The sequence below is a fragment of the Streptomyces cylindrosporus genome (assembly GCF_022698165.1).
In the GTDB taxonomy this organism is placed as follows: Bacteria; Actinomycetota; Actinomycetes; order Streptomycetales; family Streptomycetaceae; genus Streptomyces; species Streptomyces cylindrosporus.
On record NZ_JALDAY010000012.1, the window covers coordinates 45,672 to 62,011 of the forward strand.

Here is a 16,340-nt window from a genome sequence, read left to right on the forward strand (position 1 = left end):
CTCTTTCTCTCAGGGTCGTTCGGGCGGGAGGTACGGGTGCCGTCAGCGCCCCGGCCGCCCCGCGGGACGCCAGGTGGACGGCCGGCTCGGTGTGGGTCGCGAGGGGCTGGAGGGCATGGGAACTCCCCGGAGTGGGAACGGCGTTCAGAGGCTGTCGGTGACGGTCAGCGGACCGCCGGGTTGGGGCACGGTGGCCTGCGGGGAGCGCGCGAGGCCCGCGGCCGCGGAGGGCACGGGGTGCCGCTCGGCGAGCGGGACGACCGGCGGCAGGCCGGTCTCCCCGAGGACCACGTGCCGTACGACCCGTTCGGCGGCGCGGCCGTCGTCGTACGGGCAGAAGCGCTCGCGGAAGGCCGAGCGCAGCTGGACGGAGCGGGAGCCGCGCCAGTGGCCGGTGGCGAAGATGTCGATCAGCTCGTCCTCGCTGCGGGCGACCGCGCCCGGCGGGAAGGCGCGCAGGTCGAAGTAGGTGCCGCGGGCCGCTTGGTAGGCCGCCCAGTCGTCGTCGGGGGCGTGGATCACGATCGGCCGGTCCAGGCCCGCGTAGTCGAACATCAGGGGCGCGTAGTCGGTGACCAACGCGTCCGAGGCGAGGGCCAGTTGCTCGACGCCCGGGTGACTGGTGACGTCGATGATCCGCGTGCTGTGCGGGACCGGGCCGGGGGTGCGGGCCAGCACGACATAGCGGGGGCCGAGGCGGTTCAGGACGCGTTCCAGGTCCAGGGGGCAGTGCTGGGTGCGGCGGTGGTCGCGGTGGACCGGGGCGTAGAGGACGGCGACGGTGTCGGCCGGGATGCCCAGGGAGTCGCGGATGCGGGCGACGTCGGCCGAAGTGGCCCTCTGGAACACGTCGTTGCGGGGGAGGCCGTATTCGAGGGTGGTGTACGTGCCCGGGTGGACCCGCTCCCAGACGAGGGTGGAGTGGCGGTTGCCGGACAGGACGTAGTCCCACTGGTCGACGCCGTCGAGCAGCCGCTCGAAGTCCAGGTCCCGTGCCGCCGCCGGGCGCTCCTGGAGGTCGAGGCCCATGTGGCCGAACGGGGTGCCCTGGTGGGTCTGGATCAGAACCTGGCCGGGGCGCTTGACCAGGCGGGGCTCGAACTCGCCGTTGGAGACCAGGTACTTGGAGCGGGCCAGGGCGGTCCAGCGGGCGGCCGTGTCGGGACGGGCCAGCCAGGACGTGCGGATCTGCGGGGCGTGGGCGCGGAAGGCCTCCTCCAGGGCGCCCGGGTTGCAGGTGTGCGGGCGGCCGTCGTACGTGGTGAAGACCGCGCGGTCGGCGCGCAGGGGGAGACGGAGCTGGACGCGGTAGTGCAGGCGGAGGGCCGACGCGCGGGCGGCGCGCAGGAGTCTGGCGGTCAGCTTGGCCGTGCGGCGGCGGACGGCCGCCATCGAGCGGAGGGTGCCGTACGTGCGGTGCAGGCCCCAGCGGATCAGGGTGTGGTGGAGGCGGGAGCTGAGGGGGACGGGGGCGCCGGGGACGCGGTAACGGCGGTAGTGGGCGCGGGCCTTGCGCAGGAACTCGGCGCGCGAGCCGCGCGGGAGGCGGTCGCGGCGGGCCAGGACCTTCGCCAGGTGGTCGACCATGCGGCGGAACAACACCGGCCGCCAGCGCGCGAGTTCGGGGCGCGTGTCGAGGAACGCGAAGACACGGTCGTACTGCTCGAAGATGTCGAAGTGGCTGCGGCTGGTGGTGGAGAGGATGTTGCCCCGGCGGCGCTGGCGGTAGTGCACGCAGACCCGGTCCAGGGTCGCGATCGACTCCGCCGACAGCAGGACCGGGAAGGTCCACGGGGTGTCCTCGTAGTAGCCGGGCGGGAAGGCGAAGCCCTCGCGCCGGACGAACTCCCGGCGGTACGCCTTGTTCCAGGCCACCATCAGCAGGTGCAGCAGGCCCGGGCGGTCCTCCAGCCGGAAGGGCGCCGGGCCCTGCTCGGTGAGCTGCACGGAGGCGATGTTGCGGACGGTCTCGCCGGTCCAGAAGGTGCGCGCGTAGTCGTAGACCAGGACGTCCGGCTCGCCGGTCTCCTTCAGGCGGTCGGCGATCGAGCGCAGCGCGTGCGGGGTGAGGGTGTCGTCGCCGTCGAGGAACACCAGGTAGTCGCCGGTGGCCTGCTCCAGACCGGCGTTGCGGGCGCCGCCCAGGCCCCGGTTCCCGGCCAGGTGCAGGGCGCGCACACGCGGGTCGCGGGCCGCGAACTCGTCGATGACCGCGCCGGATCCGTCCGGCGAGCAGTCGTCGACCGCGATCAGCTCCAGATCGGGATACGACTGCGACAGCACCGATTCCAGGCATTCGTGGAGATACGCCTGAACCTTGTACGCGGGGACGATGACACTGAACCTGGGCAAGGCACATCCATGGGGTCGGCGCGGACGACGGGGCCTTGCCCGGGAACGGCCGATGGAGTGACTTGGTTACGGTTTCGTACGGCATAAGGGGGACACCAGGTGAACGGCGTCCCCCTTTCGCCTTGCTTTCCGGCTACTTGACCGCGCCCGCCATGACGCCGGAGACGAACTGCCGCTGGAACGCGAAGAACACGACCAGCGGGACCACCATCGAGATGAACGCGCCGGGCGCCAGCACGTCGATGTTGTTGCCGAACTGCCGTACCTGCTGCTGGAGTGCGACCGTCAGCGGCTGCGACTCGGCGTTGGAGAACACCAGCGCGACCAGCATGTCGTTCCACACCCACAGGAACTGGAAGATCCCCAGCGAGGCGATCGCCGGAGCGCCCAGCGGCAGTACGACGGTGAGGAACAGCCGGGTCTCACCGGCGCCGTCCAGCCGCGCCGCCTCCAGGAGTTCCCGCGGGATCTCCGCGAAGAAGTTGCGCAACAGGAAGATGGCGAACGGCAGTCCGAAGCCGACGTGGAAGAGCACCACGCCGATGATGTCGCCGAAGATCCCGATCTTGCCGAAGAGATCGGCCAGCGGGATCAGCGCCACCTGCACGGGTACGACCAGCAGCGCCACCACGACCAGGAACCACCAGTCGCGGCCCTTGAAGTCCATCCAGGCGAAGGCGTATCCGGCCATCGCGCCCAGCAGCACCACCAGCAGGGTGGCCGGGACCGTGATCCAGATGGTGTTGAAGAACGCGTGCGTGATCGCGTCCTTCTCCAGCAGCGACTGGTAGCTCTTGGCGGTCAGCTGGCTGGGTGCCGTGAACACCTTCCACCAGCCCGAGGTGGCGATGTCCGTCGGGTCGCGGAACGAGGAGACCAGCAGCCCGAAGGTGGGCACCAGCCAGAACAGGGCGACCAGGATCAGGAAGATCCGCAGCACCCCGCCCGCCGCACCGCTCGCCACCCGGGAGGCGAAGGAACGCCTGCCGCGCACGGCCGTGTCGAGAGTGGTCATCGTTGACGCTCCCTCCTCAGCCGGCGGATGTTCACGAACATCACCGGCAGCACGAGCAGCAGCAGGATCACGCCGATCGCGCTGCCCACGCCCTCGTTGCCGCCGCCTCCGAAGGACGACAGGAACAGCTGCAGGGCAAGGACGTTGGCGTCGTCCTGACTGGGCTGCGGCGCGATGATGTAGACCAGGTCGAAGATCTTCATCACGTTGATCATCAGCGTAATGAGGACGACGACCAGGACGGGCGCGAGGAGGGGGACCGTGACCCTTCTGAAGACCTGCCACTCGTTGGCGCCGTCCACCCGGGCCGCCTCCAGCAGGTTCCGGTCCACCCCGGCCAGTCCGGCCGCGATCAGCACCATCGCGAAGCCCGCCCACATCCACACGTACGCCCCGATGATCGCGGGCGTCACCAGCGTCGGGCCGAGCCAGTCGATCCCGTTGTACGGCGCCGAGAAGTTCGAAGCCGGCAACCGCAGCCGGGCCCCGTCGGCGGAGGCGGGCAGCGTGAAGGTGCCGTCCGCGCCGCTCTTGGCGGAGGCGACCACCTTGCCACCCTTCACCGCCTCCACCTTGACGCCCTTGAGCGCCTTCTCACCCGGGTCGACCTTGCCCTTCGTACCGCCGCCGCCCAGCTTGAAGTCCAGCCAGACGGTGCCGGTGACACCGGACCCGCTCGCAGTCCTCGCGTTCTCGGGGCTGCCCGGCAGCTTGTTGGGCGCGATGCCGACCAGCGGGAGCATGGCCGGCGTGCCCGCCCGCACGGTGCCGGTCGTGGTGAACGAGCCGCCCCCGGAGGGCTTGAGATCGCTGACCGCCGCGTTCGGCCGGGCGTTGGGGTAGACGGACGACGAGACGAACGTGTCGTGGATGGACTTCGCCACCGCGTTCGCGGCCCCCAGGTTGGGGTCCTGCTCGTAGACCAGCCGGAAGATGATGCCGGCCGCCAGCATCGAGATCGCCATCGGCATGAAGACGATCAGCTTGAACGCCGTACCCCAGCGCACCCGTTCGGTCAGCACCGCGAAGATCAGCCCCAGCGCGGTGACGATCGCGGGCGCCACCGCGACCCAGATCGCCGTGTTGCGTACGGCGGTCAGCGTGGCGTCGTTGGCGAAGATGTCGCCGTAGTTCTTCAGCCCCACGAAGCCGGAGCCGTCGGCGTCGTAGAGGCTGCGCCAGATCGAGTACCCGATCGGGTAGACCACGAGCGCCCCGAGGAGCACGAACGCGGGCAGCAGGAAGAGCACCGCCACCCACAGCCGCGTCCCCGTGACGCTCTTGCCCGGTTCGGCGGCGGGCGCCGGCAGTGCGCCGGCGCCCCCCGTCGAGTTCGCCACCGAAGTCATGTCGGCCGTCAGCCGGAGCCGTAGGCCTTGGCCGCGTCGGCCTCCAGCTTCTGCTGGGTGCCCGCGACGTCCTTCGGATTGCGCAGGAAGTCCTGCAGGTCCTTCCACTCGCCGACACCGGCCGTGCCGCCGAAGGCCGCGGGGGCCTGGTCGGACATGTCGAAGCGGAAGTTGTCACCGGCCGAGATCAGCTGCTGGGCGATCTGCTTGGTGATCGCGTCCTTGTACTTGGACTGGTCCATCTCCTTGTTCGGGGAGAGGATGCCGCCCTGCGCCGCCCACACCTCGGCCGCGTCCGTCGAGGCCAGGAAGGTCAGCAGCGCCTGGGCGCCCTTGCCGTCCTTCAGCGCCACGGCCACGTCACCGCCGCTGACCACCGGCGAGTCGCTGCCGACCGCCGGGAACGGGAACACCTTCGCGTCCGTGCCCAGCTTCGCCTTGGTGTCGCCGTTGATGTTCGCGGCCACGAAGTCGCCCTCGAAGACCATGCCGGCCGGGGTGTCGCCGGAGAAGGTCTGGGTGACCGACTTCGGGAACTCCGTGTTCAGCGCGCCCTTGTTGCCGCCCGCGATCAGGTCGTTCTTGCCCCACAGCTGGGCGAGCGTGGTCAGGGCGTCCTTGACGGAGGGATCCGTCCACTTGATCTTGTGGGCGGCCAGCTGGTCGTACTTGTCCGGGCCCGCCTGCGAGAGATAGACGTTCTCGAACCAGTCGGTGAGCGTCCAGCCGTCCGCGCCGCCGATCGACACGGCCGGAGTGCCCGCGTCGGACAGCGTCTGCGCCGTGGTGAGGAAGTCCTTCCAGGTCTTCGGCGTGGAACTGATCCCGGCCGCTTCGAAGTTCGCGGTGTTGTACCAGACCAGCGACTTGTTGGCGGCCTTGGCGTAGACGCCGTACTGGGTGCCCTTCCAGGCGCCGAGGTCGACCCAGCCCTTCGAGAAATTCTTGGTGAGCTGGGCCTTGGCGTCCGCGCCCAGCGGCTTGAGCCAGCCCTTGTCCGCGAACTGGTGCAACACGCCGACCTGGGGCAGGAACGCGACGTCCGGCGGCTTCCCGCCCTGGATCTTGGTACCGAGGAAGGTGGACGTGTTGTTGCCGGTCGGCACGAAGTTGACCTTCGCGCCGGTGCGCTTCTTGAACTCGTCCATCACCTTCATGAAGTTGTCCTGCTCGGCGCCGGTCCAGACGGCGGCGACCTCCAGGGTCTGGCCGCTGAGACTGGGGAGCTTCAGACCGCTGCTGCTCTCGGAGCTGCCTCCGCCGTCGCTCTTGTTGTCGTCACCGCCGCATCCCGACAGCGCCAGCGTGAGCGCTCCCGCGAGGAGAGCGGCGGCTGTCCTGGCTGCCCTGCGTGTCCCGTTCTTGCTGCTCGTGGTGCGCATCACTGCCCCGTTCTTCGTTCGTCGTCGAACGTCGAGCGCTGTCCCGTGCGATCTGGTCTACGCCGACGGGTGTAGGGCGGCAAGAGTGCGTCCCGTGTCAACCCGGGGATCGTGATCCGCTCGTGACCAGGTGCGGGGTGGGCAGACCCTAGAGCAGCGACGGCACCTCCGACGCCGAGACTTCCCGTGCCGCCCGCTCCAGGGCGCTTGCCAGGAGGGCCAGGTCCGTGGGGCCGTTGCCCAGCTCGCGGACCGGCCTGCGGGTCGGCGGGTCGCCCATGCGCTGCCAGTCCAGGGGGACCACTGTGGGCCGCAGGGTCGCGGTGCGGGGGATGCGCCCGGTGACCCGGCCGCCCTGGAACGGGGTGGCTCGGCCGTCCGGGGTCGTCAGCCGGCCGCGGCCCGGGGCGGGGGCCTCGGGGGAGGCTTCCGGGGCGTCCAGGGTCACGCGGAGGGTGGCCCGGCGTGCCGGTTCGGTCTCCGCGGTACGGCCGTCGGGGCCCGTCGCCGCCACCAGGTGCACGCCCAGCCGCGCGCCCTCCCTCGCCACCGCCTCCAGGGCCCGCATCACGGAGCCCGCGGCCGGGCGGCCGGGGGAGCCGAGGGCGGGGGAGACCAGGGCGTCCAGGTCGTCCACGATCACGACCAGGCGGGGCAGCGGCGGTGCCGCCTCCGTCTGCCGGCGGGCCGCGCCCGGCCGGAGCCGGATCGTCGAGCTGGGCGGGGAGTCCAGGTCGCCCGCCCCCGCCGAGACGGGGCGCTGGGCGACCATCCGGCCCGACAGCTCGCGGCCCGTGTGCCACTCGGCGAAGTCGGAACGGCCGAGCAGCTCGGCCCGGCGCTTCAGCTCGGCGCTCAGGGACTGGGCGAACTCCCGCATCCGGACGGGGTCGTTGGCGGTCAGGTGGGTCGTCACGTGCGGGACGTCCGTGCACACGCGCAGTCCGTCGCCGTGTCCGGCCCCCGCGCCCACGCTGTCCCGGCCGTCCATCAGGACGATGCCCAGGCGGTCGGGGCGCTCGGCGGCGGCCAGCGAGGCGACCACGGCACGCAGCAGCTCCGTACGGCCGCTGCCCGCCGGGCCCTCGATCAACAGGTGCGGTCCGTCGGCGGCGAGGTCCGCGCAGACCGGGCCGCGCGGACCGGCGCCGAGCACGGCCCAGGCGCGTCCGCCGAGCGACTCGGTGTCGTCCGCCGCGTCGGCCCAGCGCGCCATCAGCGACGCCGGGGTGGCCCGGGCCAGCCCCAACTCGTCCAGCAGCCGCGCCGCTTGGGGCAACGGCACGGAGACCCGCGCGAGCCGCTCGGCGGACGCGCCGTCTAGCCGCAGCGGCGCGAGCGCCCGCGCGAAACGCTCGGCCCAGGGCAGGGACACGGCGTCCACTCGGGCGACTGTGCCGGGGGGTATGGGGGTGGGGTGCGGGGCGGTGTTCGCCGGGGCCGGTACGCGGTCTGTGGCGTCGCCCGGGTGGGAGGGGTGGTGAGCGGGGCGGGTCCGGTCGGCCTGGGCCGTCGAGCCGACGGGGCTTGCGGCCGTGGGCCTGGCCGTTTCCGCCGAGGCGAGGAGGCCTGCGGAGGCGTTGGCTGCCGTGGAGCCCGTGGAGCCCGTGGAGCCCGTGGAGCCCGTGGAGCCCGTGGAGCCCGTGGAGCCCGTGGAGCCCGTGGAGCCCGTGGAGCCCGTGGAGCCCGTGGAGCCCGGCGCTCCGGGCGGGTTCGGCGCACCTGCCGCGTCCGCGTCGAGCGCGCCGCTCCTCGCCACCCGCATCAGCCGCAGCGCCGTCGCCACGTCGCCGCTCAGCAGTGCGACCGCGCCGCACTCCCGGAACGCCGGTGCCACCGCGCAGGCCGCCTCGTACGTCTCCGTCACCGGGGACGCGGGCGATGCCGACGCCGTCTCGGCGAGGCAGACGACGTGTATGCCGACGGCCGGGCCCTCCGACGCCAGCCGCGCCACCGCCTGGCGGACATCGGCGCCGCCGGGGTCGCCGTCGACGACGACCACGGTGTACGGCCCGGCGAAGCCGTCGTCCGGCTCGTCGTCCCGGGCCCAGGAGGGGCGCCGGGCGGCACCGCGGGGACCACTCGTACCCCTGGCCGTCGCCGTCGCTGAGGGTGCCGTCGCCGTCCGGTGCGCGCCGGTCCGGTGCTCCGCCTGCTGGTCCTCCAGGCGTCGTAGGAGCTCCTCCGTGCGGGCCGTCGCCTGTTCGCGGTCGTAGGCCAGCAGGAGGCGGCAGTCCTGGCCGTGCCCGGGGCGCAGATGCGGGAGCCAGCCCAGCCAGGACCACTCCGCCGTGCGCTCCGCCAAGGGGCGCGAGCGGTCCGCGCTGATCAGGACGATTTCCAGGGTCTCGGGCGAGTGCAGCGCGGTGAGCTGGGCCAGTACCGCGCGGGCCAGCCCGGAGAGCCGGGCGCGGGGGCCCGCCAGGCCCAGCGCACCGGCCTCGCGCAGATCCGCGGTCACCGGGACCGCGGGCAGCAGACCGGAACCGTCGGGCGCGGGCCGGTCCGCCGTGCCGAGCCGCACGGTGAGCGCCTCCGGGTGTCCGGGCCCGCGCTCCCACAGCCGCGGCCCCGGCCCGAGGGCCGTCAGCAGCAGCGCCGCGGGATCCGGCCAGGTCTCCGGGAGTTGAGCGCCGGGGGCCGGGGTGGGCCCGGCCTCGGTGCCGGGGTCGTCTCCGTCGTCGTACATCCCGTGCTCGTCGGCGGTCTGCTCGCCGCGCCCGCCCGCCAGCCGACGGGCCCACGCCGAGAGCCCGCCGCGCTTGCGGACGCCGGCGGGTACGTCGGTGCCCCGGAGGGGCGTGCCCTTGCGGCGGCCGGTTTCCTGCGGCCCGGTGTCCACCGGGCTCATGCCGTCCGAGCTCTCCGCCCCACGCGCGCGTGCACCGGACGCCTCCTCGTGGGCCGCCGTGCCGTGCGCCGGTGTGTGCGAGTCGGACGTGCTCGCCATGCCGTCACCGCCCGGCGTCCCCCACGCCAGCGCACCGAACCGTCCCGCGTGCGTGTCCCCGCCGTCGGCCGGGATGCCACCGGAACGCCCCGCCCCCCGGCTCTCGATCCGTGGTGCCCCGCCCTGCCCCGGCACCACCGGCGGCTCGGCGGACGTATGCCCCTGGGCGCTCTGCGTCGCCCGCGAGGCCGTGGCGGTCGGGTCGCCGCCGTCCGCCACGCGTGCGTGCGGCATCGGCGCCGAACCGCGCCCGCTGCCCGCCTGCTCACGCCTGCCCGTGCGGACGGAGTACCCGCCGCCGGGTCCCTGATCCCCGGAGGGCAGGCCCTCCGCGCGACCCGGGCCGGCACCCGCGGAGCCGCCGCCCCCGGGGGCCACGCGCACATGCCCCTCCCCGTCCGGAGTAGTGGCCACCCGCGCCCCCGGCCCCCCGGCCGCGGCCACCCGCAGGGCCGACTCGCCGATCCGCAGCAGCGCGCCCGGGGTCACCCGGACCGGGCGGGTGTGTACGCGGGTGCCGTCCAGGGTGGTGCCGTTGGTCGAGCCCAGGTCGGTCACCGCGACGCGGTCGTCCGCCGTGACCGTTATGGCGCAGTGGAAGCGGGAGACGTCCGGGTCGTCGAGGGGGACGTCGGCGTCGGCCGAGCGGCCGATGCGGATCTCGCCGCCGTGCAGGAGGTGGACGCCGCCCGCGTCCGGGCCCGCGACCACGTGCAGCTGGGTCGGGGCGTCGTCCAGCTCGGGGTGGGGCTCGGGCTCGGCCGGGGCGCCCAGGGACAGCACCGCGCCGTCGACCAGCGGGGGCTCGCCGAGGGTGCAGCGGCGGTCGTCGAGGCGCTCGGCGCCCGCGTACAGCACCACCGGGCCGCCGCTCTCGCGGCCGCGCTCCGCCCGGTCCGCGCCCCCGTCGCCGGAGACCGCCGAGGCGAGGGCCGAGGCCACCGCGGCCAGGGCCGTGCCGGCGGGCGCCGTGACCAGCACGTCGCAGCTCGCGGTGCGGCCCCGGGTCCGCTCGGGCGGGCCCAGCGGGTCTACGACGGTCAGCCGGATCTGCATCGCCGTCAGCGGTCCCTTCTGCGCGGGTCTGCGCGGGCGCGGACTACCCCCCACCCCACACGAGCACGTCGGCCAAGTACTGCACGCATCCTCGCACCTGCCACTGACAACGCGCCCACGCTCCCGGCAGAAGTGATCTTGATTGGTCGGCTCTGCCCTCAAAAGTGCCTGATCAGTACTTCACACATGACCGCTTGAGATCGGTCACGTCCGGGTCGGGCAACCGGCTGGACCGAGTCGAGCGTCTTTCCTTCGAACATGTACGACAACCGGTACGTAAGACGCACAGAAAGATGAGAACCCGGTCCAGCGGCCCTCGGCACTACAGTGGGTCGGAACGCAAGCAAGCAGCAGGGAGCGCATGACGTGCGGCCGGTAGGCAGCAAGTACCTGCTCGAGGAGCCGCTCGGGCGCGGCGCCACGGGCACCGTCTGGCGAGCCCGCCAGCGGGAGACCGCCGGGGCCGAGGCCGCCGTGCCCGGTCAGCCCGGCGAGATGGTCGCGATCAAGGTCCTCAAGGAAGAGCTCGCGAGCGACCCCGACATCGTGATGCGGTTCCTGCGCGAGCGCTCCGTCCTGCTCCGGCTGACGCACCCGAACATCGTGCGGGTGCGCGACCTGGTCGTCGAGGGCGATCTGCTGGCCCTGGTCATGGACCTCGTCGAAGGCCCCGACCTGCACCGCTACCTGCGCGAGAGCGGCCCCTTCAGCCCGGTCGGCGCCGCCCTGCTCACCGCCCAGATCGCCGACGCGCTCGCCGCCAGCCACGCCGACGGCGTCGTCCACCGCGACCTGAAGCCGGCCAACGTCCTGCTCGCCCAGCAGGGCGGCCAGATGCACCCGATGCTCACCGACTTCGGCATCGCCCGCCTCGCCGACTCCCCGGGCCTGACCCGCACCCACGAGTTCGTCGGCACGCCCGCGTACGTCGCGCCGGAGTCCGCCGAGGGCCGCCCGCAGACCTCCGCCGTCGACATCTACGGCGCCGGAATCCTGCTGTACGAGCTGGTCACCGGCCGTCCGCCGTTCTCCGGCGGCAGCGCCCTCGAAGTCCTCCACCAGCACCTCAGCGCCGAGCCGCGCCGCCCGTCCACGGTCCCGGACCCCCTGTGGACGGTCATCGAGCGGTGCCTGCGCAAGAACCCGGACGAGCGGCCGAGCGCCGAGAACCTCGCCCGCGGCCTGCGCGTGGTCGCCGAGGGCGTCGGGGTGCACGCCAACAGCGGGCAGATCGCCGCCGCGGAGGCGGTCGGCGCACTGCTCGGACCCGACCTCGCCCCGGCCACGGTCCCCGGCTCCGCCGACCCGACCCAGGTCCTGCCGCACAGCGGCGCCGGTGCCTACGACCCGAACGCCGCGACCAACGTCCTGCCGCACACCGGCCGGCCCGGCCCCGTCGGCGCCGCCGACCCCACCGCCGTACTCCCGAGCACCGGAGCGGCCGACCCGACCGCGGTCATGCCGCCCATGCCGCAGGGACAGCCGGGGCAGGCCGGGCAGCAGCCCGAGCAGCCGCACCCCTGGCAGAACCAGTTGCGCGCCGCCCGCGACCGCAACGAACAGACGCAGGTCCAGTACCTCGACCCGAACGAGGACCCGCTGCGCCGCCGCCCCCAGCGCCAGGTCGCCCGGCCGCAGCAGCAGCCGCGCCCCCAGCAGCAGAACCGGCCCCAGGGGCCGCCGCAGGGACGGCCGCAGGGACGTCCGCAGGGTTACGGCTATCCGCAGCAGCAACAGCCGCAGCAGTACGCCCCGCCGCAGCACCAGCAGCCGCAGCGTTACGCGCCGCCGCCGGAGCAGCAGCGGCCCGTCCGGGAGCCGCGTCAGCCGCGGCAGCCGCGGCAGCCCAGCCCCAACCGGATGAAGATCCCCGGGCTCGGCTGCCTGAAGGGCTGCCTGTTCACGATCGTCATCCTGTTCGTGGCCGGGTGGCTGGTGTGGGAGTTCAGTCCGCTGCAGGACTGGATCGGCACGACCAAGAGCTACTGGCAGCAGCTGACCGACATGTTCAACACCGTCACCGGGTGGATCGGGGACCTCGGCAACGCCACGAAATAGCGCCCCGGCGCCCTGAAATAGCGCCGAGCTTGGGGATTTGTCGACATCCAGCGGGTGATTTCCGTCTCCGCGGTGAAGGTTGGCTGCCGCGACGCGTAGTTTTAGCGACAACACGCGTCGGTAGGAGCAGTCTTGGGACGGAAGATCGGCAGCCGGTACACCGCGAACCAGATCCTGGGGCGGGGCAGCGCCGGCACGGTGTGGCTGGGCGAGGGACCGGACGGGCCCGTCGCCGTGAAGCTGCTGCGCGAGGATCTCGCCTCCGACCAGGAACTCGTCGGACGGTTCGTCCAGGAGCGCACGGCGCTGCTGGGCCTGGAGCACCCGAACGTCGTGTCGGTACGGGATCTGGTCGTGGACGGCAACGACCTGGCCCTCGTCATGGACCTGGTCCGCGGCACCGATCTGCGCACCCGCCTCGACCGCGACCGGCGGCTCGCGCCGGAGGCCGCGGTCGCGATAGTCGCCGACATCGCGGACGGGCTGGCGGCCGCCCATGCCGCCGGGGTCGTGCACCGGGACGTGAAGCCGGAGAACGTGCTCCTCGACATGCAGGGCCCGCTGGGCCCCGGCGGGTCCCACCCGGCCCTCCTGACCGACTTCGGGGTCGCCAAGCTGATCGACTCCCCGCGCCGCACCCGTGCCACGAAGATCATCGGCACCCCGGACTACCTGGCCCCGGAGATCGTCGAGGGCCTGCCGCCGAGGGCCGCGGTCGACATCTACGCCCTCGCGACCGTCCTCTACGAGCTCCTGGCGGGCTTCACGCCCTTCGGCGGCGGACACCCGGGGGCCGTCCTGCGCCGCCACGTCACGGAGACGGTCGCCCCGCTCCCCGGCATCCCGGACGAGCTGTGGCAGCTCATCGTGCAGTGCCTGGCCAAGGCCCCGGCCTCCCGGCTGCGCGCCTCCGAGATGGGCGCACGGCTGAGGGAGCTGCTGCCGCTGGTCGCGGGCATGCCGCCACTGGACGTGGACGAGCCGGACGCGGAGCCGCTGGAGGAGGCCGAGGAGGAGCCGGCCGCGGCGCGCTCCGGGGAGCCGGTACGGCGGCGGGGCGCGGTCCCTCTCGTGCCGGGCGCGAAGCCTGCCGACTCCAACCGCGACACGCATACGTCGATGAGGGTGCCGGGGCCGGACGAGCTGGCGGGCGGGGCCCGGGGTACGGCACGGGTGCCGAGGCCGACGGGATCTCCCAGGCCGGGTTCGGCGAGGCACCGGGCGGTGACGCGGCGCCGGCGGATCACGCTGGGGGCGGCCGCGGTGGCCCTGGTGGCGGCGGTGGGGGTCGGCACGTGGTGGGCGACGTCGGGCGACGACGCGGGCGCGACCCCGGGAGGCCCGACGAGCACGGCACCGGCGTCCCCGTGAACGCCCCAGGGGGCTCCGCCCCCTGGACCCCCGAGACCTTTGCCCACCCACCACCCGTTTCCAGTCGGCCAAGAAGTGGCCGGGATCCGGGGGGTGGGAGCGGAGCCCCAGGACAAAGGCGCCGGTCACAGGGCAGGGCTGCCGTACGGCAAGGTTCGGTTGCCACAGCCGTTAGGCTGGAGGCGTGGCAGTCGTCGACGTATCCGAAGAGCTCAAGTCCCTCTCCTCGACCATGGAGTCGATCGAGGCCGTTCTGGACCTCGACAAGCTGAGGGCAGACATCGCCGTGCTCGAGGAGCAGGCGGCCGCGCCGTCCCTGTGGGACAACCCGGACGAGGCGCAGAAGATCACCAGCAAGCTGTCCCACCTCCAGGCGGAGGTGCGGAAGGCCGAGGCCCTCCGTGGTCGCATCGACGACCTCGGCGTCCTCTTCGAGATGGCCGAGGAGGAGGACGACCCGGACACCCGCGCCGAGGCCGAGTCCGAGCTCGCCGCCGTCAAGAAGGCGCTGGACGAGATGGAGGTCCGGACGCTGCTGAGCGGTGAGTACGACTCCCGGGAGGCGCTCGTCAACATCCGCGCGGAGGCCGGCGGCGTCGACGCCGCCGACTTCGCGGAGAAGCTGCAGCGCATGTACCTGCGCTGGGCGGAGCAGCACGGTTACAAGACCGAGCTCATCGAGACCTCGTACGCGGAAGAGGCGGGCATCAAGTCCACCACCTTCTCCGTGCAGGCGCCGTACGCCTACGGGACGCTCTCCGTCGAGCAGGGGACACACCGGCTCGTGCGTATCTCCCCCTTCGACAACCAGGGGCGCCGGCAGACCTCCTTCGCGGGTGTCGAGGTGCTCCCCGTGGTCGAGCAGACCGACCACATCGAGATCGACGAGTCCGAGCTGCGGGTCGATGTGTACCGGTCGTCCGGACCCGGCGGGCAGGGCGTCAACACCACCGACTCCGCGGTGCGGCTCACCCACCTCCCCACCGGCATCGTCGTCTCCTGCCAGAACGAGCGGTCCCAGATCCAGAACAAGGCGACCGCCATGAACGTTCTTCAGGCGAAGCTGCTGGAGCGGCAGCGCCAGGAGGAGCGGGCCAAGATGGACGCCCTCAAGGACGGCGGCAGCTCCTGGGGCAACCAGATGCGGTCGTACGTCCTGCACCCGTACCAGATGGTCAAGGACCTGCGCACCGAGTACGAGGTCGGCAACCCCGAAGCTGTGTTCAACGGCGAGATCGACGGCTTCATCGAGGCCGGTATTCGCTGGCGCAAGCAGCAGGAGAAGTAGTCGACGCGAGTTACTTTGTCGACATGACAACTGCCGCCCTCGGGGCGGCAGTTGTCGTTTGTCTGGGTTTTACATCACACTCACAGGTTCCAACTCCCAGTAAACGAGGCGCAAGTGGACATTGCGCTCGCAACGGCCTTGACGTTGCTTTGAAAAATGGGAAGGGTTAAGCGCGGCATGCGTATCTCTGGGGCGCATGTGAACCGGGGGAAGGTTCAGCGCAGCGACCTCCTCCGTCGATCACGGCCCCCGAGCGCCGCCTACTGACGATGAGCTACTGGGGGTAGCAACCAGATGACCAAGAAGACGCGCGTCCGCATCGCGCGGATAGCGGCCGGTGTCGTGATCGCGGCCGGCGCCTCGCTGACGGCGGCCGGTGCCGCTTCCGCCCTGGACGCCAATGTCGGTGTCACCCTCGACGCCGGTGACACGGACGGTGGCACGAGCGACGGCGGTACCGACGGCGGCGCCATCGCCGGCCTGATCGGTGGTGACACCACGGGTGGCGATTCGACCACGGGCGGTGACACCACCACGGGCGGTGACACGACGACCGGCGGCGACACCAGCATCGGTGGCCTGATCGGCGGTGACACCACGACCGGCGGCGACACTACGACCGGCGGTGACACCACCACGGGTGGCGACACCACGACCGGCGGTGACACCACGACTGGCGGTGACACCACCACGGGCGGTGACACGACGACCGGCGGTGACACCACGACTGGCGGTGACACCACCACGGGCGGCAGCACGAGCGGCGGCAGCACCACCACCGGCGGTGACAGCGGCACCGGTGGCAGCAGCACCGGCGGCTCCAGCTCCACCGGTGGCAACGACACCGACCCCAACGGCGGCAGCAACGACAACTCCGCCCAGGAGGAGGGCTCCTCGGCCCTCACCGACACCGGTTCGGACACCTCGGCCCAGGGCAGCGGCGACCAGCTCGCCGAGACCGGTGCCGGCCAGACCGCGTTCCTCATCGTCGGCGCGGCCACGATGATCGCCGGCGGCATCGGCTTCCGGGTGCTCCCGCGCCTGGTGGCCGGCCGTGGCGGTGCGGCTGCCTGACGGTAGCCGACAGTAGGCGTGCGCCTACGGAGCGTACGGATGTCGTACGACGAAGGGCCCGGAGCGTGTCACACGCTCCGGGCCCTTCTCCGTCTGTGGATGCCCTACGCGGTCTGGTGGGCCAGCAGCGCCACGGCTGCGATCAGCACCGCCAGGAGGGCGATGAGTGCCATGGGGTTGAGCCCCGCCATGAAGTTCTCCTGCTGCAGCCGCTCGCGGTTCGCGCGGCACACGGGGCACCGGCCCTCGCTCACGGGCGCCGCGCAGTTCGCGCACACCAGCCGGTCGTACGTCATGCGCCTCGCCCTCCTTGACCAACGGTTCCGTCTTGAGAACGTCCGTGGGTCGGCGAACGTTCCCTCCCCCTACTGTGCCAGGTTCCTCCGGAGGCTGCGCGGGGGTCGCCTCCGGGGGGTGGGTGAGGTGTGCACATAACGCCCATCGC

The 16,340-nt window shown here is 72.5% G+C and carries 10 protein-coding genes; 4 read left to right on the plus strand and 6 right to left on the minus strand.

The window, feature by feature from the left end:
- Positions 1-144: 144 nt before the first annotated feature.
- The 5 genes from MQP27_RS35260 to MQP27_RS35280 form a co-directional block, all read right to left on the minus strand.
- Complete coding sequence (locus tag MQP27_RS35260) at positions 145-2,352, minus strand: bifunctional glycosyltransferase/CDP-glycerol:glycerophosphate glycerophosphotransferase (protein ID WP_242772870.1); 2,208 nt, start codon at positions 2,350-2,352, stop codon at positions 145-147.
- Positions 2,353-2,485: 133 nt separating this feature from the next.
- Positions 2,486-3,367 (minus strand): carbohydrate ABC transporter permease, encoded by an 882-nt coding sequence (locus MQP27_RS35265; RefSeq protein ID WP_242772873.1) that lies wholly within the window; start codon positions 3,365-3,367, stop codon positions 2,486-2,488.
- Positions 3,364-4,716, minus strand: a complete 1,353-nt coding sequence (locus MQP27_RS35270) for a carbohydrate ABC transporter permease (protein WP_242772875.1) — start codon at positions 4,714-4,716, stop codon at positions 3,364-3,366. Before MQP27_RS35270 ends, MQP27_RS35265 begins: the two co-directional genes overlap by 4 nt.
- An 8-nt stretch (positions 4,717-4,724) precedes the next feature.
- Positions 4,725-6,098 carry an ABC transporter substrate-binding protein gene (locus tag MQP27_RS35275; protein ID WP_242772877.1) on the minus strand — a complete coding sequence of 458 codons (1,374 nt, stop codon included), beginning with the start codon at positions 6,096-6,098 and terminating at the stop codon, positions 4,725-4,727.
- A gap of 148 nt (positions 6,099-6,246) precedes the next feature.
- On the minus strand, positions 6,247-10,104 hold the full coding sequence (locus MQP27_RS35280; protein WP_242772879.1) for an FHA domain-containing protein: 3,858 nt from the start codon (positions 10,102-10,104) through the stop codon (positions 6,247-6,249).
- Between the two features lie 366 nt (positions 10,105-10,470).
- On the opposite strand from MQP27_RS35280, the gene MQP27_RS35285 reads away from it, so the two are divergent.
- The 4 genes from MQP27_RS35285 (at position 10,471) to MQP27_RS35300 (ending at position 15,895) form a co-directional block, all read left to right on the plus strand.
- Complete coding sequence (locus tag MQP27_RS35285; protein WP_242772881.1) at positions 10,471-12,162, plus strand: serine/threonine-protein kinase; 1,692 nt, start codon at positions 10,471-10,473, stop codon at positions 12,160-12,162.
- A 132-nt stretch (positions 12,163-12,294) separates the two neighbouring features.
- Entirely contained in the window at positions 12,295-13,533 is a 1,239-nt protein-coding gene (locus MQP27_RS35290) for a serine/threonine-protein kinase (protein WP_242772882.1), read from the plus strand.
- A 184-nt stretch (positions 13,534-13,717) separates the two neighbouring features.
- Positions 13,718-14,821 carry a peptide chain release factor 2 gene (prfB, locus tag MQP27_RS35295; protein WP_242772883.1) on the plus strand — a complete coding sequence of 368 codons (1,104 nt, stop codon included), beginning with the start codon at positions 13,718-13,720 and terminating at the stop codon, positions 14,819-14,821.
- Positions 14,822-15,115: 294 nt separating this feature from the next.
- On the plus strand, positions 15,116-15,895 hold the full coding sequence (locus tag MQP27_RS35300; RefSeq protein ID WP_242772885.1) for a hypothetical protein: 780 nt from the start codon (positions 15,116-15,118) through the stop codon (positions 15,893-15,895).
- Between the two features lie 104 nt (positions 15,896-15,999).
- Here the strand turns inward: MQP27_RS35300 and MQP27_RS35305 are convergent, their stop codons facing one another.
- Positions 16,000-16,191 carry a hypothetical protein gene (locus MQP27_RS35305; RefSeq protein ID WP_242772886.1) on the minus strand — a complete coding sequence of 64 codons (192 nt, stop codon included), beginning with the start codon at positions 16,189-16,191 and terminating at the stop codon, positions 16,000-16,002.
- Positions 16,192-16,340: the final 149 nt, after the last annotated feature.

Excerpts from the sequence above, each read along its gene's own strand:
- MQP27_RS35300 (WP_242772885.1), top strand. The coding sequence starts at position 15,116 with ATGACCAAGAAGACGCGCGTCCGCATCGCGCGGATAGCGGCCGGTGTC.
- MQP27_RS35270 (WP_242772875.1), bottom strand. The coding sequence starts at position 4,716 with ATGACTTCGGTGGCGAACTCGACGGGGGGCGCCGGCGCACTGCCGGCG.
- MQP27_RS35280 (WP_242772879.1), bottom strand. The coding sequence starts at position 10,104 with ATGCAGATCCGGCTGACCGTCGTAGACCCGCTGGGCCCGCCCGAGCGG.
- MQP27_RS35265 (WP_242772873.1), bottom strand. The coding sequence starts at position 3,367 with ATGACCACTCTCGACACGGCCGTGCGCGGCAGGCGTTCCTTCGCCTCC.
- MQP27_RS35305 (WP_242772886.1), bottom strand. The coding sequence starts at position 16,191 with ATGACGTACGACCGGCTGGTGTGCGCGAACTGCGCGGCGCCCGTGAGC.
- MQP27_RS35275 (WP_242772877.1), bottom strand. The coding sequence starts at position 6,098 with ATGCGCACCACGAGCAGCAAGAACGGGACACGCAGGGCAGCCAGGACA.